This is a genomic window from Flavitalea plasmicola (assembly GCF_030546645.1).
Taxonomy (GTDB): Bacteria; Bacteroidota; Bacteroidia; order Chitinophagales; family Chitinophagaceae; genus Puia.
This window is the reverse complement of record NZ_JAUOTO010000004.1, coordinates 92,563-115,811: the sequence shown is the minus strand read 5'-3', so window position 1 is coordinate 115,811 and position 23,249 is coordinate 92,563. Positions and strand designations below refer to the sequence as shown.

At 53.4% G+C, this 23,249-nt stretch carries 15 protein-coding genes; 10 read left to right on the top strand and 5 right to left on the bottom strand.

What is annotated here, in order from left to right; translation table 11 throughout:
• Nucleotides 1-33: 33 nt before the first annotated feature.
• Nucleotides 34-1,080: a LacI family DNA-binding transcriptional regulator gene (locus tag Q4E93_RS14810; RefSeq protein ID WP_303586449.1), complete on the top strand. Its 1,047-nt coding sequence runs from the start codon at nucleotides 34-36 to the stop codon at nucleotides 1,078-1,080.
• Here the strand turns inward: Q4E93_RS14810 and Q4E93_RS14805 are convergent.
• Genes Q4E93_RS14805 through Q4E93_RS14790 form a run of 4 tightly spaced genes read right to left on the bottom strand, consistent with a single transcriptional unit; the run spans nucleotide 1,057 to nucleotide 6,714 of the window.
• Nucleotides 1,057-3,864 carry a CHAT domain-containing protein gene (locus tag Q4E93_RS14805; RefSeq protein ID WP_303586448.1) on the bottom strand — a complete coding sequence of 936 codons (2,808 nt, stop codon included), beginning with the start codon at nucleotides 3,862-3,864 and terminating at the stop codon, nucleotides 1,057-1,059. The two genes, Q4E93_RS14810 and Q4E93_RS14805, sit on opposite strands and share 24 nt — an antisense overlap.
• Nucleotides 3,865-3,880: 16 nt before the next feature.
• Nucleotides 3,881-5,350 (bottom strand): S8 family serine peptidase, encoded by a 1,470-nt coding sequence (locus Q4E93_RS14800; RefSeq protein WP_303586446.1) that lies wholly within the window; start codon nucleotides 5,348-5,350, stop codon nucleotides 3,881-3,883.
• A gap of 22 nt (nucleotides 5,351-5,372) precedes the next feature.
• On the bottom strand, nucleotides 5,373-6,110 hold the full coding sequence (locus Q4E93_RS14795; protein WP_303586445.1) for a tetratricopeptide repeat protein: 738 nt from the start codon (nucleotides 6,108-6,110) through the stop codon (nucleotides 5,373-5,375).
• A 1-nt stretch (nucleotide 6,111) separates the two neighbouring features.
• A complete protein-coding gene (locus Q4E93_RS14790; RefSeq protein WP_303586444.1) occupies nucleotides 6,112-6,714 on the bottom strand; it encodes an RNA polymerase sigma factor in 603 nt (200 codons plus the stop codon).
• Between the two features lie 170 nt (nucleotides 6,715-6,884).
• On the opposite strand from Q4E93_RS14790, the gene Q4E93_RS14785 reads away from it, so the two are divergent.
• Genes Q4E93_RS14785 through Q4E93_RS14745 form a run of 9 tightly spaced genes read left to right on the top strand, consistent with a single transcriptional unit; the run spans nucleotide 6,885 to nucleotide 20,653 of the window.
• Nucleotides 6,885-9,029 (top strand): hypothetical protein, encoded by a 2,145-nt coding sequence (locus Q4E93_RS14785; RefSeq protein ID WP_303586442.1) that lies wholly within the window; start codon nucleotides 6,885-6,887, stop codon nucleotides 9,027-9,029.
• 25 nt (nucleotides 9,030-9,054) lie between these two features.
• Complete coding sequence (locus Q4E93_RS14780) at nucleotides 9,055-10,203, top strand: hypothetical protein (protein ID WP_303586440.1); 1,149 nt, start codon at nucleotides 9,055-9,057, stop codon at nucleotides 10,201-10,203.
• A 49-nt stretch (nucleotides 10,204-10,252) separates the two neighbouring features.
• Nucleotides 10,253-12,073 (top strand): hypothetical protein, encoded by a 1,821-nt coding sequence (locus tag Q4E93_RS14775; RefSeq protein ID WP_303586439.1) that lies wholly within the window; start codon nucleotides 10,253-10,255, stop codon nucleotides 12,071-12,073.
• An 11-nt stretch (nucleotides 12,074-12,084) separates the two neighbouring features.
• Entirely contained in the window at nucleotides 12,085-13,818 is a 1,734-nt protein-coding gene (locus Q4E93_RS14770) for a hypothetical protein (protein WP_303586437.1), read from the top strand.
• Nucleotides 13,819-13,823: 5 nt separating this feature from the next.
• On the top strand, nucleotides 13,824-14,534 hold the full coding sequence (locus Q4E93_RS14765; protein ID WP_303586436.1) for a hypothetical protein: 711 nt from the start codon (nucleotides 13,824-13,826) through the stop codon (nucleotides 14,532-14,534).
• Entirely contained in the window at nucleotides 14,531-15,232 is a 702-nt protein-coding gene (locus Q4E93_RS14760) for a hypothetical protein (RefSeq protein WP_303586434.1), read from the top strand. The genes Q4E93_RS14765 and Q4E93_RS14760 overlap by 4 nt, the downstream gene beginning before the upstream one ends.
• 42 nt (nucleotides 15,233-15,274) lie before the next feature.
• Nucleotides 15,275-17,251 carry a hypothetical protein gene (locus Q4E93_RS14755; RefSeq protein ID WP_303586433.1) on the top strand — a complete coding sequence of 659 codons (1,977 nt, stop codon included), beginning with the start codon at nucleotides 15,275-15,277 and terminating at the stop codon, nucleotides 17,249-17,251.
• A 34-nt stretch (nucleotides 17,252-17,285) separates the two neighbouring features.
• Entirely contained in the window at nucleotides 17,286-19,247 is a 1,962-nt protein-coding gene (locus Q4E93_RS14750; protein ID WP_303586431.1) for a hypothetical protein, read from the top strand.
• A gap of 11 nt (nucleotides 19,248-19,258) precedes the next feature.
• Nucleotides 19,259-20,653, top strand: a complete 1,395-nt coding sequence (locus Q4E93_RS14745) for a hypothetical protein (RefSeq protein ID WP_303586429.1) — start codon at nucleotides 19,259-19,261, stop codon at nucleotides 20,651-20,653.
• Between the two features lie 65 nt (nucleotides 20,654-20,718).
• Here the strand turns inward: Q4E93_RS14745 and Q4E93_RS14740 are convergent, their stop codons facing one another.
• Nucleotides 20,719-23,154 (bottom strand): ABC transporter permease, encoded by a 2,436-nt coding sequence (locus tag Q4E93_RS14740; protein ID WP_303586427.1) that lies wholly within the window; start codon nucleotides 23,152-23,154, stop codon nucleotides 20,719-20,721.
• Nucleotides 23,155-23,249: the final 95 nt, after the last annotated feature.

The following is a 23,249-nucleotide window of genomic DNA, read 5'->3' as shown; positions in this document are numbered from 1 at the left end:
TTTTATCGCTATATTTGCTCCTACACCGCTTTTATGGAGTCAAATAAAGACGTCACCATTTACGATATTGCCAGAGTCCTGAGCCTTTCCCCCGCTACCGTCAGCCGTGGCCTGAAAGATCATCCCGCCATCAATATAAAGACACGCAAAAAGATCATGGACATGGCCAGGGAAATGGGCTACCGGTCCAACAACTTCGCCAGTAACCTGCGCCGCCAAAAAACGAATACCATCGGCATCATCGTCCATGAGCTGAAAAGCCAGTTCATCAGCTCCGTACTGGCAGGCATCGAAAAGGTCACCGCCGGGTCCGGCTACGACCTCATCATCGGCCACTCCTCGGAAGCATATAATAAAGAAGTGGCCAACGCCCACAATCTCTTCCACAAACGCGTGGACGGCCTCATCGCCTCCCTCGCCTTCGACACCAAAGACCTCGCGCATTTCACCCCTTTCGTCCAGAAGAATATCCCCATCGTCTTTTTCGACAGGGTGGAAGAAGTCCCCTATGGCACCCGTGTCATCATCGACAACGTGAAAGCTGGCTACGAAGCGACTGCCCACCTGGCCCGGCAAGGTTGCCGCCGCATCGCCCACCTGACAGCCAACCTGGGACGCAACGTCTACGCCGGCCGCCTGAAAGGCTACCAGCAGGCACTGGCAGACCACCACCTGCCCTTCGACCCCAGCCTCCTGCTGGTGAATGACCTCAGCGAAGCCGCCGCCATCCGCTCCGCACGGGAAATACTGGAAATGGACCAAAGGCCCGACGGCATCTTCATTACGAATGATTTTTGTGCGGCAGTATTTCAGCAGTCCCTGAAAGAGGCAGGTTGCCGCGTTCCCGAAGACATCGCCGTTGTAGGTTTTAACAATGACGTCATCGCCAGGATCATCGACCCCAAACTCACCACGATCAACTACCCCGGGGAAGAAATGGGAGAAAAAGCCGCTCGCAGCCTCCTGGACCAGATGGCCGGCCACATATCCGCCCGCTCTACGGATACTATTATAATTAAATCAGAACTGATCGTCAGAGGTTCATCTTTGAAAAGCTCATCCCTTACTCCGGCGCGATAACCACACCGCCACGCCCACACCTACCAAAACTAAAACCAGCATCGCACCCACCACATACCCTCCCCACCCTCTGCCGGTCCCACGCACTACCGCCCCCTTCTTCATTGCCGGCGTCTTCCCGATATAAATGCTCGCCGCCCAGAAATAAGGCAGCAAATGCTCCCTGTCATTATCCCGTATAAAATCAAGCTTCGCCTGCTGCAACGCCTCATCACCCGCCATCCCCTCATTCAGATGCTTATAGAACAGCTCCATTATCCGGTACGTTGCGGCTTCGTCTATCTGCCAGAGATTGGTCACTGTCGCCGGAATGCCCGCTGCGGCAAAGCCCCTCGCAAGGCTGAATACCCCCTCTCCCTGCCGGTGCTTCCCCGTCCCCGTATTGCATGCCGATAGCACCACCAGGCGCGTGCGCAACCTGCCCAGTGACTGCAGCTCGGTGAGATGAAGAACGGAATCGCATAGGTACAACACCGGTTCCTGCTCCGTACTGTCAGCATAGGCATGCGAATACAAATGCACCACCGCGTATTGAGGCAGCTCCGAAAGGAACTCCTGCTTCGTAGCATGTTCCTTCACCAGCAGACGGGAAGAAGAAAAATAAGCCCCTATATTTTCCAGCGAATGGTCCGCACCGGTGAGAGAAGGCAGCCGCAGGTAAGGTCGGTAAGCAACAGGAGCGATTCCCAGCAGATCGCTGGACAATGTCCCCTGATCATACTTTTCCTTCATCAGAAAATTGGCGGAATACGCATAGCTGAAAGCGTGGCGTTTTAGGAGAAAACTGGTGTCTGCAGCCGGGTCCGTCAGCAACAGGTCAAAGGGAATGAATTGATCGTCCGGCGACAGGATCACACTCCGGGTAGGAATGGAAAAAATATGGAAAAGGGTATCATACAGCAGGTAGGCCAGCTGTCGCCAGCGTGGATAATGCTGGTTAAGCATTCCCCGGTCTGATGTCAACGCCAGCAGTTCACGGGCCGCGGAGGCGTAGCCGGCAAAACGCACGCGCCGCATCTGCACACTGTCCGGGGTCAGCGCCAACGCATAGACCACGCTGTCCGTCGTAAAATATTCCACCAGTGAACGCTGTCCTTTCAGCAGATCCCGATAGACCTCTCCCGTGGTATGAACAGTCGTATCGTATTTATAGCTGTAATAGGCCGGATGCTTCAGCTCGAGCTCATGGATGAAATTACCCAACGTCTCCCGCGTGGCTGATATCTCCCGCAATACTTCGTCATAGCTCGAGCTCTTCTCCGAAATGGTCGACGCCTGCTGTTGCAAGGATTGTAGCTTCACCCGCAACCCGTCCTCCCTGTCAAGATCTGCCTTCGGCAAATATTTTTTTGCCCCCAGCTCATTGAGCTTGTCGTTTAATAAGGCTGCCCTGCTTTTTTCGAAGAAAAAGAAAGCGTCCTCGGAGCTGCCCAGCCGGTAACAGGTCTCTATCGCATTGGCATACATCTCCCTGGTCTTCACTCGCCAGAAGAGCTTCGACTGATCATTGTACTGCCGCCACCGCATCTGGTCCACCATCTTGTCCGCAATGCGGTAGGTTTCCAGGGCTGTCACCAGCAAGCCCCTGTCCTTCTTTTTTTTGCTCAGCTCCAGGAGAGATTCGCCTTTGTTGGCAAATAAGGAATAGACATAATAATCATCTCCCGTAGTCGCCAGGAGACCCGGGGAAGGATTATGGTCGATAGCACTGTCCGTGAATTGTATAGGCAGGGCCATCAGACCCTTCTGGTAATACGCCAATGCCTGCTGAAATCGTTGCCGCCTCCAGTAAGCCACTCCGATATTGTTGTATAGGCCCGCCACCATATACGGGTCCCCAACCCGGCTGGCCAGCATTATCCCCCTAAGGTAAACATCGACGGCTTTCTCCAGCTCATGCAGGTCCTTGTCATACAAAAAGCCAAGATCCATCAGGTCTCGCGCACACTGGGAAAGGTTCTGTTGCTGGAAGTTCAGCTCGAATGCTTTTTTATAATAGCCGGCCGCCTCCCGCGACTCTTTCCGCGTATTCAACAATCGGGCATAGATCGAATAGCTGGTGGCAAGCCGTTCTGCCGGCATATCTTTGCGACTGAGCGCCTGGATGGTCTTTTTGACATTTTTCTCCGCCTCCTCCGTCTGACCCAATGCCAGCTGGGATTGGGCCTTTTGTGTCAGCAGGATAATGTCGAACAGGGTATCTCTCATCTGTCCGGACAACCGCATCCCTTTATCAGCCATCTCAATGCTGCTGGCATAGTCCGCCATCTGGTAAAAAGTAAAAGCCTTTTGTTCATAGGCCATCAATACTATATAGGACTTTTCCGGGATTGGGCTCCCCACGGTGATACAGCTGTCAAAATACTTATTCGATTCTGTGAATAGGTACAGCAGAACATAGTAGATCCCCAGGTTGTAATAGGAATGCGTGAGAAAGGCCTTTTGCGCTCCGGGCCTGCCGCTGCCATTGATAGCAATAGCTTCCCGTGCATAACGGATGCCTTTTTCTACATCGCCCGCCTGCCTGTATAGATCCCCCAGCCTGTGCAGGATCCGCGCCAGGATACTGTCCCGCAAAGAAGTACAGCGGGTATAGGATATCTCCAAGGCAGACAGAGCCCTGATCTTTTCACCGACAGGATCCTCACTCCCTTCGATGGCCTTTATTTTATCCATCCAGGCTGCCGCCTGGGGCGGGCATTGCGCTGCCGCCCTGCTGCCACACAACAGGTAGACAAAGATGAACACACAGGCAGTTAAAGGCAGCCTTCTTATGGTCGGCATCCGGTGGATGGTAGTTTTATCTGGGTATAATATATTTTCCTCCTCGTATGAGCCCTCCGGTGATAAGAAGAGGACTGGTGAAAATGATCTGTGGAATACCTCCACGCCCACCTATCTGCGCTAATTTCGTAAAGACCTGCAGCTTGTTGATGCCGGGCAGGTACATCGCTTTAGGCAGGTAGGCCCCGATCTTCCCGCTGGCAACGGCCGTCGCAAAGGACGATCCGCTGATATACTGCGCAGGATACGTAAACGGTTCCAGGAACTTCATATGGTCGGGCGTGACAGAGTCGGCCTTCACGCCAAGGTCCGCATAGACCGACGAATGATTTTGAGTGGGGCTGACGATTAATCCGTTCGTTGTTGTCGCGGTGATCACATTGTTGTTCCCCGTACTGAGACAGCCTGGATAAAAATTGTGGATGGCCAGGTCACGGAGTTCGAAAGGTGACAGATCGATATGCAAACTGTCATGATAGATCTGCCACGCCAGCTTGTCTTCACTGTCGATCTTATTACCCGCCGCCGTTATGAAGAGGATACCGCGTTGAGGCAGTATCTTGGTGATAAGACTGTCCAGGTAAGGATGGGGATCCTGGTAATAATAGAAGCCCCAGCTTGCATTAATGATATTAGCCCCTTTCTTGATGGCATAATGGATGGCGCAGATGCTGCTGAACAGGTCCCCATAACCGCTGGCATCATGGGTCTTCAGGCTCATGATCTGCACGAAATTACGCGGTGAGTTCACAAACTCCTGGATGATATAATTGCTTACCAGCGTGCCATGCAGACTATGGTTGTCGTCGTGTATATTGTTGTTGTTTGCGATAAAATTCCATCCGGCGACATCATTCACATAACAATTCCTGTCCGCGTCGCTGCCGTTGTTTCTTTCATCTTTATTCCGCCACAGGTATTTGCCGTTGATGAAATTCGCCGTATCGACACCCGTGTCCAGCACTGCAACGATAATGGTATCCTTGCCGGCTCCGCTGACAGCGCCTTTGCCTGCCGAGCGGTTCGGCATGTTCATCGAGTCGCGAAGCGCAGCCGTGGAATCCACGGGTCCCTTGTTAAAATAATTCAGCGAATACGTCGCCAGCGAGTCATCCCCCACTCCCTTGGTCCCCCCCCGGCCCGAGCCGCCCGAGACGCCATCTCCGTGAATGACAGTATGGATGTCCTGACCGCTCCATAATTCTACATAGGAATCGCAGGCATTACATTTGCGCACCGAGGTGATCTGGATGCCCTGCGCCTGGATTGTCTGCCTGATCAGGTTCGTCTGTGCGTCAGTAGGAGGTTTCTTGTATAGGACCAGCAGCTCATTCTTACGGAATATGGGCTCGGATACATCCCGGCCCTGCCCATTCCATCGGATGGGTCTTGTATCCTTAAGCTTTCTGCCGGGTCCGCAGGAGATCATAGCCAGCAAAAAAATGAGCATCAGGCATGTGGAAGCCCTGCGTAGATTTTTTTTCATAGATGAGTTTAAATTTATCTTTCTAAAGATCCCTGATCCACTTCTCCGCCTGCTCATTACCCGGAAGCCTTTTATCCACAACTTCCTGTAGGAGCCGTTTTGCCTCCTGCCTGTCGCCGCCGGCAGATCGCTTCATAAGGGTGATAGCTTTATAGAAAGGCCCGGGGTTGGAATATAGGTCCTGCCGCATGGCCAGTGAGTCGAATTGAACAAGGGCCTTGTCATAATCGCCCTTCACCAGCCAAAGGATACCCAGGTATTTCCGGGCCTCGATATTCCGCCCGTCTTTCCGGATAAGCGCCGAGAACAAAGCCGCAGCCTGCTCATAGTCCTTTTTATTATAAGCGTCGAGCCCCAGTTGAAGGCTGTCACCGCCCCCGCTCATGGTCACCGGCAAAGCCGATAAATGACCGTCGATATAGCCTTCCGCCAATGCCCGGGTGCCGCTGACCCTGAAAAAGGCCCACCATCCCACGAACAGCAATAGGCAGGCCGCCGCCACAGATATATACGGCATCAGCTTGCGGACCAGCGATGGACGGCTGACTGAAGTCCTGGATAATGTATGGTACAACTCCTGGAATTCCGCTTTCTTCTTTTCCCGCAGCTCATCCCGCAAAAGTTGCCGGGTTGACACATAAAAAGCTACCACGCTGGCAAACTCCTTGTCTGTCTCACACCGCCCTTCAAAGGACGACCGCTCCTCCGCAGGCAGCTCGCCGCGAAAATAACGGTCTATATAGTCCAGCGTTTCTTCCATATTAACTTTCTATTCCAAGTACCTTTTCTCTTAACCTTCCCAGACAACGCAACCGGGTCGTCTTCACCACCTCGGGCGATTGATAATGCATTTGCAGGGCAATCTCCCTGTCATTGTATCCATCCTCGAACAACAACAACAATTCCCGGCACTTGTCTCCCAACTCTTTCAGCTTCTGCATCAGCAACCCCTTTTCACTCTTCTCCACCAGTTGCTGCACGATCGTCCGGGCCTTATCCGGCAAGGACATTACCAAAGGGTCCAGCTGCAAGGTATCATGCACCATCCTCTTATGAGTCGTATTTTTCCTTACAAGATCAACACATTTATTCATAAAAATCTGGTACGCGTAGGTTTTCAGGGAACTACGTCCTTCAAATCGCTGACTAATAACACCTTCAATAACATTTATGATCGTGTCGGAATAGGCGGAGGCGCATTCTTCCTCGGAGAGCCGGTATTTTCGGACGCCCTGCATGACAAAGTAAAAAAATTGTTCGTATAGCTCCTTCTCAGATACCCTCCGCAGAACTCCCCCGGCACGAAGGCCTTCGATCAGCCTCCCCTCTGTGCTATGTTGCTTTTCGGTCCTTAATATTGTCAATAGCGCGGCAATATGAATTAATTATTTAATGCGGAAAAGGTACAAAAAAATAAACGAAAAAAGTCCCCGCCCCATTTAAAAAAACTTTCCACCCTTGTTTCCCTGCTGATCCCCTGCTACGACTGATCATCTTACAAAGCATTTCCATGAACCAATTTATCTACAGGTGTATGAGAACACGTTTCTTCCATCTCCCCAAACTATCCTGCCTGGCCGTAGGTATCCTTCTTGTTACAGCAGCCTTCCCCCAGAACAATTACAGTGGCCTGCTGAACAAAGATCTTACTCCCGATATGAATGGAGGCCAGCTCATCGGCAGCGTCCTGGACCGCCTCCTTTACGGAGCGGGTTTTTCGGGCAGCATCACTACCGTGAAGGTACTGGACGATGCGGACGTCTCCCTGACCGTAAGCATCAATTATGTGGGATACACGGAAGGATATATGCTCGTTTCCCTGACAGACGGGTCCATGAATGCCCTGCCCGGCTTCCAGCCGCAGAAGATCCCCATAGACAGGAATAATAAGGCAGTGGAAGTCAAATTACAGCTCGACTGGAACGCCTTTCCCCGGGATAAACCTTTCACCGTGCCCAAACTGGTAGTGCTCGTCTCCAAAGACGATAAAGGCGCCCACGGCATACGTACCTCCTTCAGGCTGGATAAGAAATTCAATAACCCCCTGACAGCGGAAAATACGGTCATTCCCGCTGCACTTATCCCCATAGGTAGCGCCGCTTCCCTGCCTGCCACCCTGCCTGCTTCCGGCGGCGCCCCCCAGCTGACCCTGCCACAGCGCAACGTATACGAAGTCATTAAGAACAAACAGATGTACCTGCTCAAAGTGGACACCCAGGTCGCTAAGCCCAAGCCCATCGCCGCACAACCCGCCGTCATCAAAACCACAGGCACCAGCCAGCCCATGGTCCACATGGTTGCCTCAAGGAAATTAGTAAACCCCGACATGAAAGCTGTTTCCGTCCTCCATTTCCCCCTGCAACCCGCCAGCCCCGCACCGGTGCCTAACAAAGACCCACAGGGTCCGCAGGACCAGCCGCTGTCCTTCTGGGGAGACTTCATTTATTCCGACGTCGATTTCGAAAGCCAGGACAAGATCACCAGCGTAAGCCTGAACATATACCCCGACAAAAATCGCAGCTCAGGTATCTTCTATTACCTGCCGATCGCTTATGACATCAAATACGACGCAAGTAAGGGTTTCTACTTCAACATGGACTATGGCACGGCCAGGACCGATGGTTCCGACAGTAAGGTCCGTATGTCAGGTACCCTCGCCTCCGGCATCAGCCTGTATGAAGTACAGTTCATCAAGAACCTGATGGACGCCTACAATGTCCAGAACCCTGGCCTCAACCTGCAAAAACCCCTCCCCCTCCCCATCAGCGAACCTCCCGTCATCACCCTCGGCGACGAGCTGAAAAGCTTCGGCATCACCGATGTGCATATCAACAATGCCAGCTCCATCACCGATCCGGTGGAGTTTTCCTGGACGACGGACGGCACGACGGCGGCCGAGCTGGAAAACCTCCTGAAAGCCAACAGCGGCATCGTAGGGAAAATGCAGATCAAACCCCAGGGATCAGGTCTGGCAGTGCAGGAGATCCCCGTACGCATCCGCCTGATCGACGAGCACACCTTCGGCCGCTTCAATATGACCCCCTCCGATTTCAGGTCCGGCAACTGGCGGAACGAAACCCCCTTCCCCCTTCAGCTGAAATACCTCCATTGCATGATCATCGATAAGAACAGGGACGGTAAGGAAGGCCCCATCATTTACTCCTGGAACCTGGGAGACCTGACCATCCCCTCGAAAGGACAGGTAAAATTCAATACAGCAGCGATCCCCCAATGGCTGGACAACTACAAAGGCAAACAGGCCCGTCTCTGGCTCGACTACAATCTGATTGACTCCTGCTCCGCCTGTAATGAAGCTGTCTTTAAGACCATCCTCTCTTCCGTCACCCGGCCGCAATTGTCGGATATCGTATTCAGGATCATCCCTTTCTTCGAAGACCAGAAAATTTCCTACATGGACATCGAAATGAGGTCCATACAAGGCGATCCCGCCGGCAAGACCCTGACAACCTTTACACCCGTACACATCACCCGCGACAGCGCCGATTATTCAGCCGGCAAGATCTACCTCCCCCCGGGGACCGACCCGGCCTTCGACTACAGGGTGACGGTTGTGACGAAGGAAGGCGCGGAAATGAAGTCCGACTGGATCACACGCAATTCGCTCAGCGTCCCCTTCGGAAGCTTCCAGCTAAAAGAGTTGTTCCCTTCCTTTAAATGATCCTTCATCCTGTAAATACGCCATGATGATACGATATGCACTGTTCCTATGCCTTGCCCTGCTGGTCCTCGGCTGGCCGGAAAGCTCGGAAGCCCAGCCTGATTTCAACAACGCCCGGCAGGCAGCCAACATAACATTCTTTCAGGACATAAAACAAACAGCCGTGTACTACTATTTGCCAGGCAGCCTCGCCATCGGCCGGACTGCAGAAAAAAAACCAGACCTCTCCTTCATCCTGATGCGTTACGCCGGCTCAGCCTCCTACAACGACGAAGGGAAAAAACAATTCCGCAATATACTTACCATCAGATTGCTGATGAAGCCCGTCGACGCAGATTCGCTGAGAAAGGCCCGGCAGCTGTTACAGCAGTCCTACCCTTCCGTACAATTGAAGCCCCTGCCCATCAGCCAGGTCGAAGCCATGATCGTCTTCACGCCCGTAGGCGCCCCCGATTCAGCCCGGTTGGCCCGGAAAGGAGAAATGGCCGCCGAGAACGACGCCGGCTATACCACCTCGGCCACCTACTGGCAGGAACGCTATTTCACCCTGTGCCTGGATAATAACTCAGCAGACCTGCTGGTGCAGGCTTTTTCCAAAAATCTCACGGTGATCAGCTTTATGTATGCCTTTTATTCCAAAGGCCGCACGTCGAAAAACGCCCTCGACATCAGCGGCTATGGTTCGCTGGACAATACCCTGAAACAACAGCTGAAAGCCGCCGCACCCGATAGCTCGGAAGCCGACAGCCTCCATGAATGCATTGTAAAAAGTGATGCTTTCCCCATCAATATCGACACCGCCGAAAACCCTGACCTGATCCGTAAGATCGACATGAACGATGTCACCCCTCCCGGCTATGCCGTCGTGAACGTTCGCAATTACGATTTTGCCAATCATCTCCGTTCCGATCTCTATGAAAAGACCGTAGACCTGGAAGCCACAGGCGCAGGCGGCGATCCCGTCAGTCTCTCCGTAAGCTTTAACAGGAAGAACACGGACGTCACATCGGTGAACTTCCGCTTCAAATACGCAGTAAGGCTGGACAGGCCATACCGCTACCGCGTCCGCGAACTGCTCACGGACGGCCAGGAGACCATTTCCGGCTGGAATACCGTCAACGTCTGGTCTAACCTGCTGGATGTCACCACCCGCCCAAACACAGATAATCAATAAACACGCTCATATACAAACGAAAATTGTTCATTTTCATAAAGCCATCATCATGAAAAAGATCTTTCTTACCATTGTCGCGCTGGGATATTTCCTGGTCGCCTTCTGTATCCCCAAATACGGCGATGGAGGGTTGCTGCTCAAAGGCATTCAGCTCCTCCAGGACAATGAGGACAACAACGCCTATTATTACATCCCCCGCTATCCACGGATGGCCAGCCATGACGACGGCTCCTATGAATTCATGTTCATCAAATACATCGGCAAAGGCAGTTCCGGCCCCAACGGCGGTCTCTTTCACGCGCTCATCGAATTCACCATGCCCGCCGATGAGATAGAAAAACTGCAGGACACCCTGCGCACGGTTTTGAAGAACCAGAATGCAAAGATCGTCGGGCCCGTGCCCATCCAGCAGGCCGTGAACGATGGCGACAAAGGCGTAGCCAGCTTCCAGATCGTCTCCTCTATATTGAATAATACCACCGGCCCAAACCCCTTTACACAAAGCGTCGTCACCTCCGGCTTTGCTCCTTTTCTTCCCGGCTCCAAAGCAGCCATCGCAGCCCGCCTGAGCCAGGAAGGCGCCACCCTGCTCTGGGAGTCGCTGACGGGCAAGACCTCCGACGTATCCGTATCCCTCAGCGGTTACTACGAGGCCGTCGTGAAAGCCTACAATGCAAAAGTGACGGCAGACATGACCACCATCTATAAACATTACAGCCGGATCAGCAATTACCAGGAAGGCTTTACAAGAGACCAGATGCAGAAGATCTCGGACTCCTTGCTGCAAAAACAAGAGCTAAAGATCGAATCCTTCGACAGAGGCGCCGCCCTGGGCGTAAAGACGGACGACATGAAAGCCATCCTGAGCCTGGTCACCGACAAACTGATCGAGCTGATGTTCGACGCCAAAGCCGGCTGGGCACAAACACCTACACGCGAAGTAGCCGTGGAAGCCGACCAGATCAAGGGCCGGCAGGACAGGGGATGGTTCAGCTCGACTTTCGGCGGATCCGAAAATACCCCCTATTATTCCGACAACCAATTCGTGCTGAAAAGACGCGAAGACATCCGCACCAATACCTTTTACCTCGACCTCACCCAAACCACCACCATCAAAGTCCCCATATATACCTCCGGTAATCTGGCAGGCGTATACGATGCCATGGCCAAACAAGGCGACCAGGTGCTCAATGGCTGCTTCAAGATCGTCAACCTCGATGACCCCGACTTCCAGAAAAGAGACGTCACCTTCATGGTGGATGGCGGTTATGCAGAATCCTTCAACGACATCTTCAACCTCGTCTCCGTCAACTTCAGGAAAAAATATCCCGACAGCAAGAACGATATCACCAACAGCATTCTTTTTACCCGGAAGAACATGGATACCAACGGCGCCGGCATGCAACAGATACTATCCTATCCCCGCCTGGGCATCGCAAATTCGGACGACTATCTGCAATACGATTACCAGGTCAGCTGGAACCTTAAAGGCACCGATCTGGTGATCAAGGATCCCATCGACGCATCGCAATGGAATACTTCCACCGGCCCCGGCATCACCCTCATCCCACCTATCGCCAGGAAAAAAGTTACCCTGGAAGTCGATAAATCCGCTTTCGCAGATTCCGGCACCTCCACTGTCGTGGTCAAATTCGTGGTCATGCTGGGCGGCAAACCCTCCATTCAACGGACCATCGAGCTCCGGCCGAAAGACCCGTCCAATATCCAGAGCGTCGTGCTCTTCTACGACCCCAATCAGCCCGTAGGCTACCAGGTGACGCGCTATACGCCGCAGGGAGAAAAGAAAAGTCCCCTGAAAACCCTTGGCACTGACTTCCTCCTCATAGGCGCTTCGGAGATCACACAATAAAACTATTCGTCATGAACATTAAGATCGTTATAACTGGTTTGCTCCTGGTCGCAGGCCTCCGGGGAAGGCCCCAGATGCCGCTGCTCGACAGAGGCGTGCTGGCAGAAGGGCTATGGTGCTTCCCCCTGTATGGCGATACGCTGAAATATGTGTACCTCCCCAACCAGGCCGGCATCGTCCCCGGTCGCGATAGTCTGCCCCAGTTCTCCTATATGCGGTACGTGATGAGCAGCCCGGCAGGCAGTGGCAACACCACAGGGACCATCGACCAGGCCGACGGCGGAGCCATCCTCAATTTCCTCGTGTGGTACAGCACTCCCCCGGACGCCGTCGAAGCCGCCGAACAAAGCCTGCGCCGCAAGCTAAAGAACGACAGTCTGCGTATACGGGGTCCCCTGGTATTTGACGACGGCCGTTACTCCCTCGTATCATCTATTATTGCAGGCGATTCCAACGTGAAAAAAAACCAGATCCTTTCCTCCGGCAACGCCCCCGTCCTGGAGAACAGCCAGATCGCCCTTTCCTTCGGCCTTACACCCCTCACCTCGAAAATACTAACGGAGAATTTTAAAATGAATACGCCCGATATCTCCATGATGTTCGATATGGGGTTCACCGGCCTGACCGAAGACTATGACGCCGAGCTGGACATCAACTGGTCCGACGTTAAGAAAAGCCAGGGCTTCAATGCAGGAGGCTCCATCTACTTCGTCTCGGCGGATGTCAAGCTGGCTTTCGATGAAATGTTCAAGAACCAATCCATCGTCCTGAAGGTCAATGGCAGCAATGCACCGATGGAAGCCCTCCTCAATACCGTGTACGACAAGCTCCTCAACCTCATGTTCGCACCCGTGCAGCCAGAACAGCTCCCGGCCCAGCAGCAGAACGACCTGGCAGGAGCCATCTCCCAGCTCACCGGCCCCAACGGCATCCTCTCCAGCGGCAAGACCACAGGCTTCGGCCTCAACGTCGGCTATCAGCTGAAAGAAATGAAAAGCACCGGCGTCAGCAAATTATTCTTCAAAGGCAGAAGCACCGTCCAGCACCACCATTTCATCGCCTTTAACATAGGTCCCCTCTATAAGAAATACGGCTCCAACAAATCCTTGTTCAGAGATGCCCCGCTGATTGAAGCCCCCTTCGAACGCCGCTCCATCGTGGTCGGGATTGATGGCGACCTGCAAAAAGAATTCGATAAGATCCTCAACAGCGTCACCGTCATTCTGGATAAAGACCACGAAAATGGACAAAAGACCACCCAGACACTCCTGATCAATAAAGACTTCGCAAAAAACAGCATCCAGCCCACCCTGGTATACGGCAACTACTCCGACACCACCGACTGGCTGAAATACAAGCAACGTTCCATCTGGCAATTCAGGGGAGGCGCCTCCTATGAGTCGGATTGGAAAATGCAGGATGCCGCCATGATCAACCTCTACACCCCTTTCCGTCGCAGAAGCATCCGCCTGGATGGCGACATGCAGGCCCTCAGACAACAGGGCATCCGTGCCGTCTCCGTCCAGATCAGCTATCCCTTTTTCAACCAGCCCAAACAGGAAAGGATCACCGTCGGCATCGGGGAATCCCTCAATGACAAAGGCTTTGAGATCACCCAACCCAATGACCAGGAAGAAGTGGACTACGACATCACCTGGATAAAGACCAATGGAACATCCATACAAACCAAAGGAAAAGACAAGACAGGTATCATCTTCATCGATGAGCTTCCCGCCAACCCATAATGGTCATGAACAGATTAATATTCATATCGATTCTTTTGCACTGCTCCGTCCTGCTGCACGCACAGTCGCTGGACGAGTCCACCCGTAAGGAAATACAGCTTCCTGATGGGATAAGGATCACCGTGTTCGCCTCAGCTGACGATATAGGCAAATACTACTATATACCCGCCACCCTTCAGCTGGCCGGCGAAGACAGCCGGCCCGAGATCTCCCTCCTTACCTACAGGCACGGTGACAACGGCCCCTTCGAAGGCGGCCTCCTCCATTTCCTGATGCAATGGGGCCTCACACCCGAACAGGAACAGATGGCATCCGAAAGCCTGCGGCAACTGACGGATTCCACCACCGTATTGGCAGGAGCCGCAGAGATCTCCTTTGCAGAAAAGGACATCCTGGACATTCTGCCCGGCGACCCCATCGGCGATCTGCTACGCCGTTCAACCACTGCGCCCATCAGGGTGCCCACACTGGCCATACACAAGACGGCAGCCTCCTTCCGCCTGGCAAAAGAAGATGCAGCTACACTGCTGGAAGCCATCGGCCGCCCACAGCACCTGAAGGACACCCGCTTCGCCTGCCGGTACTATTACACCGTCACGCGGCAAAAGGACGGCATCCGCACCACGGAAAAAAGAGAAGGCAGGATGGAAGCCCTCTTCGCACAATGGATCGGCAAACTGGTAAAATACCACCTCCTTAAAACACAATCCATATGAACCGCCGGCTTTACCATACATCCTTCATGATAGGCCTTGGCCTTTGCCTGCTCAGCCTCCCCTCCCTGGCAAATGTATACGTCATCATTTATGCCACCTGCGGCGGAAGAACGGGTCATGCCGGCATCGCCGTGGACAACCACCAGATACAGGACGGCAATAGCACAACTGACACGGTGTCGGACGGGACGCTCACTTACTACGACCTGTGGCCCGCGGAGGATGATTTCGCCCTTTTTAATCTGTCAAAGGACAGGGAAGCCAGATACTACAAGCTGCCAAACGCCATCTGGCCCGCCCCCGTGACAATAGCATCCCTGTATGATGCGGGCATCCCCCATAGAGAGCACTACGCACCCGACGCGCTCCTGATGTTCCGCACCACGCTGAGAAATGATTATCTATTGAAAGATTTCCTGGATTCGACCATCCGTACCCCGCACCCCTTTAATCCCCGGCGCTTCAACTGCAGTGACTTTGTGATCCTTGCCCTCCGGCAAGCGACGGGAAAACATATACGCGCAAAAGAATTTATGCCCTTCGCCTTTACCACCACGCCGAACAAACTATGCAGGCGCCTGATGCATCTCGGGGATACCGTCGTCATTAAGTCCCCGGGAAATAAAGTGAAGGGCGCCTTCCTCTGGGAAAGGGTCTTTGCAAAAAAACCCCCTCCCTTGTTCCTCGTCTCCAATTAACACCATAATCAAACAACGTTTAATCATTTAATCTTAACGATCATGAACAAGTTCCTAAACATCTCAAAAAGCATAGTGGCCATGCTGGTGCTTCTGCTGCTGGCAGCCGCCGCAAAGGCGCAGCTGTGCGACTATCAGAACAAAGTGTCCGTAGTGCTGAATGACGGCACCAACGTGACCCTCTATGGCCGTGCCTCAAATGACAAAATACCCGGCACGGACACCTATGCGTTCACCAACGAATACTATTACCTGCCCGCCAACCTGCGCCTGGCCGCCAAGGACGACGGCACCCCGGAATTCCTGCTGCTGAAGTATACGACAGACGAAAGGACCGACGCCGGCGGCGTACAGGGCGCCCTGACCCACTTCCTCATGGAATGGGGCCTGACACCTCAACAGGAATCCGAACTGGGCACAAAGCTGGCCGCCAAGCTCCAGCAGATGGCAGCCAGTGACCGCGCCTTCGCGCAGGTGAAAAATCCGAAAGTGATGGGCGCCATGGACCTCACCGCAGAGAAAGATAATTCCTTCAGGGTCATCTCAGCCGTCCTCACCGATAAGACAATGACCCCATCGCTGATATGCTCCGGCAAAGCCCCCGTCATGCCGGGTGCGAAAGTAGCCGTCGCCGCCAAGCTGGATAAGAATGCAGCCCAGCTGCTGGCCGCCACCCTGGAAAAAGCCCGCTCCATCTCCGACGTATCGCTGGAGCTGTCCTTCAAATACAATTTGCTGTTCCCGGCCGTCCGGGGTAAGATCACCATCGACTGGTCGAAGTTCAAAACAGCCTATGAAAAGTTCTCTGCCACCTACAGACATGATGACAAAGACACCAAAAGCGGCGACGACGACACCTACTCCTACGACGAAATGAAAAATATCTACACCGCATGCGTCGAGAGCAAGGCCGTCATCGTCGACATCGATAAGAATGTCACAGACGACGCAACAGCCGATAAAGTGGTGGAAGCTTTCATGAATGTCATGACCTCCGCCCTCACTGATAAGGAAGATCAGCAGGAAAAGCCCGCACCCGCCAGCGACGAAGATAAAAAAGCCGACCCCAACATACAATACGGCGCCAGGTACAGGTTCAACCGTACCAAATTCGAATCCCATTACGCCCGGAAAACAGAGGTCTATAACCTCAACTACCGCCTCGCTGTTCCCAAAGAAGCGATCCTGACAGAGAACCTGGCTTCCTGGTATGATGGCGTGCGGGACAACGCTAAATGCGTGGCCTCCGTACGGCTGGACGATAATTTCTTCCAGTTCAGGGATATCAACCTCGTATTGAGCGAGGGCGCTGAACAGCTCATCGGAAAAGACGTAAACTATGTCACCGTCAACGTCCGGAAGAAAAGGAATGACGGCAACGATTGGAACCGCAGCGTTACCATGGACGAAGCATACCTGAAAAAGAACGGCATGAAAGCCACTTTCACCTATGCCCGCGGCGACGACAAAAATTCCGACCTGTACGAATACCAGAGCCAGTGGAGCTTCAACGATGGCGAAGTATATCCTCAGAATGCCCCCTGGATCAAAGGGTCCTGGGAAGGCGTTCCGCTGGTGTTACCCATAAAACCCCGCACCATCGAGCTGGAATGCACGCCCGATGATCTGAAAGCCGTAGGCATCACCCGCGCTACCCTGCAGGTCAGGTATATGAAACTGGGTAAAGAAGTAGAGACCAATATTCCCATCAGCGTGACCCAGAACCAAACCCTTGTCAAACAGACCATCTTCACTGACCCCAATACACGCGGATACGCTTACCGCCTCGTCTTCAATCATAAGGAAGAAGGCAAGCTGGCCCTCGACTGGGATGCTAAAGTGAATGATGACTATGTATACGTCACTGTACCCGATGCCTTCAAGGACAAAACTTCGGACGCATTCAAAAAGGCCATAGAGATCGGTAAAGTAATTGCGGAATCCCCCGACGGCAAAGTCAACGAAACGTCCAAGGTACTTGACAAATTCAAAGATGTCCTGGGCATCGCCACCAACTAAACAACAGGTTAACGACACCCATAAAAAAATAGTTATGAAAAAAAGATCCATCATCAGATTCTTGGCGCTATGCTGCTTTTTCTGCGTAGCCGTCTTCGCCAGGGGACAACAGATCAATCTCGACAAGCCGGTGAGGGCGGGAGAGCTCACCCTGTTCCCGGATATCACCAACGAAATGGTATATTACTATGTCTCCGATAAGCCGCATCTCGCCAAAGACGCCAACGGCAAGCCGCAGTTCTCCTTCCTGCGCTATGTCTCCAACGCGACATCCGCCGCCGACCAGCCCGCCGCCACCGAAGGTGATGGCGGAGGTATCGTGCACGCCGTGGTAGAGCTCAGCGTCACCCAGGATCAGATCCGCGAAGCGCAAAGGGCTCTCCAGCGCATAAGATCCGGGGCCACGATCCAGGGGCCCGTAGTGTACAAATCCGGGAAGTTCGGCATCGTCTCCTCTTTCAAAGACCCCCAGGGAGGCTTGAGCAAGCAGGTCGTGGGACTGGGCAACGCCCCGATCCTCGATAATGAAAAAGCTGCCGTCTCCATCCAGCTCACTAAACAAGGAGCCAAGATCCTATGGGAATCATTCAAGACCACGGCGCCCGACATCAGCTTCACCTTCGAAATGGAGATCACCGGCTATCGCTCGCCTAAAAAGGCGGTCATCGAAGCCAACTTCGACCAGATCTATGATCATAAAGCTTTTGCCGTAGGCCTTGCATCCACCTACCTGGCAGCCGAGATCAAAGGCGCTTTCGACGACCTGGTAAAAAGCGGCGCCATCAAAGTGACCCAGGTAGGAGAAGATGAAAAAATGGAAGCCCTGATCACGACAGCATATAACAAGATCGCTGACATGATGTTCTCTCCCCTCAATGGCTCCGGCACCCCCGGCATCGGCGACCTCACAGCCGCCGCCGGCGGACAAAGCAGCCTCCTGGACAGGGCCACCACCATGCTGCGCAACAACCGCGAAGAGGCCGCACGCAACAACGCCGCCTCCGGCACAACCACACCCGGTGGGCCTAACCCCGGCACCACAACGCCGGCAACAACCGCTACCACCACCCGGGCCCCCAATGACTCTACACCCCCTACCACAGCCGCCAGGATAAGAGGAGATGCCGCACCTGCACCGCCCGCCGGCAGCACGGCCGGCAACAGTACCAACAACAGAGCCGCAGACAACAGCGGACCCGCCTTCGCCATCGTAGCCACCTTTGAGATGAAACATATTCATCAACAGGGCACCTTCAAAATTGACCTCAACAAATCCACGGCGGACAACCTCGACATGCGCTTCGACGAGAACATCGGCGACCTCACCAGCTTCATGAATGACCCTACCGTTTTTCGCCAGGCCAACCTGGACGACCCCCTGTACATACAAAGGGAGCTGACGGCCTTCGTGGACGGAATGAACGCCCAGGACTTTGGCCAGTTCGTCAACTTCGTGAACCTGCGGATGAAAAAGACGCATGAGAGCGGCGATGTCACCAACCAGGAAGTCCGCATCGACAGGAACAACTTCAATAAAGAAGGTAATAATTTCAAAATGGTCTATGGCTACAAAGGAGACAACGACAGGAAAAAATGGATGGACTATGAATACGAGGCGGAATGGAGCTTCTTCGGTGGCCAGAGCGTCAGCGTTCCCTTGCAGAAAAGCACCAGCGGCGCCATCGACCTGGCCCCTCCCTACCAGAAACGCTCAGTGGAATTCACGGCAGATCCCACCGCCGTAAGCACCAACGGCATCCGGCTCATTACGGTGAAATTATTCTATACCCTGAATGGCAACGAACTGTCCAAAGTAGTCACCCTAAATCCTTCAAAGAGCCAGCTCTCGGAAAAAGTGGATTTCCTTTTGCCGGCCGACAGCTTCGACTACAAATACCAGGTCGAATGGAAATTAAACAACAACCAGACGCGCTCGTCGGACAAGGTCTCCGCCCATGACGCCATCGTCTTCGTCGATGCCATACCAAACGCTTAAAAACTATTATCATGTCAAAACTAAAACAAATAGGATGCGCGGCAATACTGCTGCTATCCATCACCGCCAAAGGTCTTTCACAGACAGTCAGCATCTACTTCGCGGCGCCGACAGCCACCATCAGCGCCAGCTTTCCCGGCCTCGGTCAAACCACCGATATGCCCGGCGGCTATTCCGCCGTACAGCTGACTGCCGCCAACGAAGCCACCTTCCTGGCCATGCCCCTTCCCCGGCTGAAATACGTATATGGTCTCCTGCAGGCAGGCACCCCCGTGTTCATCCAAAGAGACAAGATCTTCAACAACTCCGACCGAACAGTGGACCTACAGTATTTCCTGGTGGACGACCGCACAGCCCTCACCGACGGCAATACTAAATTGGGCACCCGTATTGACGACAATGATCACAAGCTTTACATATGGCCCGCCGCCAAGAGCCTTCCCAGCACTCCCGGCCGCTACCTCGGTTATGTTGGCTTAGGAGAACATCAGCTGGAGGTTGACCAGTCCCGCCGGGCCGGCGGCAACCTTGCCATCGATGAAGTGGTGCTCCATGAAACATCCCATACGCAATGGGTGGGATATGAAAGCAAATGGCCCGCAACATCCAGCGGTTTCATCGCATACGGCGCAGACGGCGGCCATTCCGTCGTGGAATTGTTAGGCGACCAGGAGTTATCCATCAATGAAGGATTAGCTACCTTCTACGGATATACGCTCAACAGGCCCGGCATGGATAATATGTATGCCGTCATGGCAAATCCCAACCTTCGTTACTTCGTCGAAGGCCGCTCCGTCCTCGCAGGCGATGCCACCCTCAACGCCGTACCCACCAGGACCCGCGTCGATCTCAGGGATAGCCACGGCAATCCGGTCCTTGTCAATGGAGTACAGGTCGCCATCTTTCAGTTCCCCTGGAGGGATATACCCGGTTTCTACCTGCTTTTTTGTGAAAATACATCCACGGCCTTTTACAGCTTTTACTGGGACAACGCTTATCTCAACAAGGATACAGCCTTTTCCTTCATCGGCTTCTCTGCCAATGCCATGCACGATGGCCGCATGAACCGTTTTCTGACCTATTCATGCAACCGGCTTGCCCTGAAAATGGAAGAATACAATGCCAGTCCTGCAGGACAGGCCGACGCCTCCAGGACCTCCAGTATGCTTCCCTTTGCCATACTGGACCTGGTTACCCATTTTAGTATGTCCGACGCCGACTACAAAGCTGATTACGACAGACACCATCCCGACCGTCAGCCGAGAGCTTACACGGAATATTTCACCAACCACCGCGCCGCCCTCCGCACCCTGGTGCAGGCCGACCTCGCCGCCTCACCCATCCGCCTCCTCGCGGCCATGGATAAAATAAAGAACTATTGCAGACAGCCCGCTACGATTTTCTAAGCCCCCTTACTTCTTCACCCTGTGCTGCTCAACACCCGCCCCACCCCCCGTGGGGCGGCTTATTTCTACTCAGTCCTCAGACTCTTTACAGGATTGGCCAGCGCCGCTTTCACCGCCTTGTACCCCACAGTGACCCATGCGATGACGACAGACGATAAGATCGCCGCCGCAAATACCTCCCACCCCAATCGCATGTGATAATGGTAGCCCGACAACCAGTGCTGCATAAAATAATAACCTACCGGCGCAGCAATTAGAAAAGCAATGCCGATCACCAGCGCAAATTCCGTCGAGAACAGATAAACGATATCCAACACAGATGCACCCAATACTTTTCGAACTCCCACTTCCTTGGTCTTCTGCACTGCCATAAAGGACACCAGTCCATAAAGACCCAGGCAGGAAATAAAAATAGCCAGCGCCGCGAATAGCTTGAACAACGTCGACGCGATCCTCTCTGCATGATAATAATCGGCCACTTCTTCTTCAAGAAAGGTGGCATCAAAAAAGTTTCCCGGATAGGTCTCTGCAAAGGCGGCCTGCAGCTGTGTCAAAGCATGCCGCATCCTTGATGGGTCCAGCTTCACGGCCAGGGTGCCAAATCGACTGGCGGATGAGAAGATCGCCAGCGGTGCGATCTTCTCCCGTAAGGAGCTGTGGTTAAAGTCCCGTACCACTCCTACAACAGCGATCTGTTTTTGCTGCGACCCCACCTGGAGATGCTTACCCAGTACTGCCGAAGGGGTCAGTCCCAGCATCCGGACTACCGTCTCATTAAAAAGACACTCCTCCTCCCTGCTCGTATCAGAGCTATAAGGCAGACGGCCCGCCACTAACGCAATATGGAATAACGAAAGATATGCCGAATCACCCGCGCGATGCACCAGCTCGAATCCCTCGGGGTGGGAATGACGCTCGAAAGTGAAATGGCTTGACCCGTTCCCGTAAGTGGACGGTGCACTACTGCAAAGGCTGACCGATGTGATCCCTTGCACCTGCAGCGCCTTGTGCTGGAAATAAGCATTCTTCATAATGCCGTCCTTACTCCCGGGAAGGTTGACAAGAGCTACGGCCTTCCGTTCAAAACCCATCGGGCGGCTGCGGAAAAAATCCATCTGCCGCACGATCACCAGCGTCCCGATGATCAGAAGCTGCGCAATAGTAAATTGCATTACCAGTAATCCCCTTCGCAAAGAAAGCCCTCCGGCCACCCTCGCATTGAGCTTGCCCTTAAAAGCGCTGATCGGGTTAAAACGGCTAAGCACCACCCCCGGGTAAAACCCCGCCAGCATGGTGACTGATATCCCCGTGATCAACAGGAAAACCACAATTGGCCAGGAACCATCCAGCACAACAGGCTTCTCCAGCATGAGACTCAAAGCAGGCAAGGCCATCTTCGTCAATATACATCCCAACACCAACGCCAGCAGCACAAGGAGGGCCGTCTCACCAAGAAAGCCCGCCAGCAATTGACGCCGGTTACTTCCCAGCACTTTTCTTACGCCTACTTCTTTAGCACGGCCCAACGATTGGGCCGTAGCCAGGTTGATAAAATTGATACAAGCTACCACAAGCAGAAATCCACCTATCAATCCCATCGACCATAGCTCGGCATAAGACCAGCCGGGCTTACCAAATCGATTCAGGTCGGCAGCGAAATGCATCTCTTTCAAAGGCTGGAAAAAGCAGGAGTCCCGGCTGTCGGAATGAGCATATAGCGGTGTAAAATGCGTGGCTACAAATTGCGGCAGCCGGGCTTCCATCGACGCGATCGACTGCCCCTTGCGCAGAAGGAAAAAACATTGGGAAGAAGTGCTGAAATTATCCCAGCTCGTAGGATCGGCCAGTTCCTTTTCATTCCAGGCCCTGTAAGTGGCATAGGACAATACCACGTTTAAAGGGATGTCGGTATTCGGCGGTGCATCCTCCATAACTCCCGTCACCCGGAATGGCCTGCGATCCTCTCCCTGGAGAACGGTCTTGCCTATCGCATCCTGCCAATGTCCAAACCAGCTGTCCGCTACACTGCGGGAAATAGCCATAGTGTACGTTTCCTTTAATGCGGTGCCCGGATTGCCCGCCAGCCAGGGAATGTCGAAAATTTTGAATAAAGGCGTGTCCGCAAAATAAATATTATCTACCCTCATCTGCTTCTCATCACTGCCTGCGCTTCCCGGCAATATGAATGGCCATCTTCCCGCCCTCCACACATGCGCCACCTGCTCTGCCTGGGGAAATTCACGACGTAAGGCATCCGCAAGTGGCGTGGGAGCACAGCCGTCATAATCAGTGGTCCCATTTCGGTAATACTCCACAGAGACCACCCGGTAGATACGATCCCTTTTCGAATGCCAGGTGTCAACGCTCAGCTCATAACGGATCAGCAAAAAGATCAATAGGCTCACGGCAATCCCCACTGCCAGTCCCAGGATATTCAACAGGGAAAAAGACTTATTCCGCCAGAGGCTGCGGACAAGTAGTTTCAAATTGTTTTTCAGCATAAAGAAAGATTACGCTGGTCCTGCTGCAAAAAAGAGGCAAAAAACCTAATCCACTGACTATCAAAAATCTATAGCTTTTTTAGCAATACTGCTTT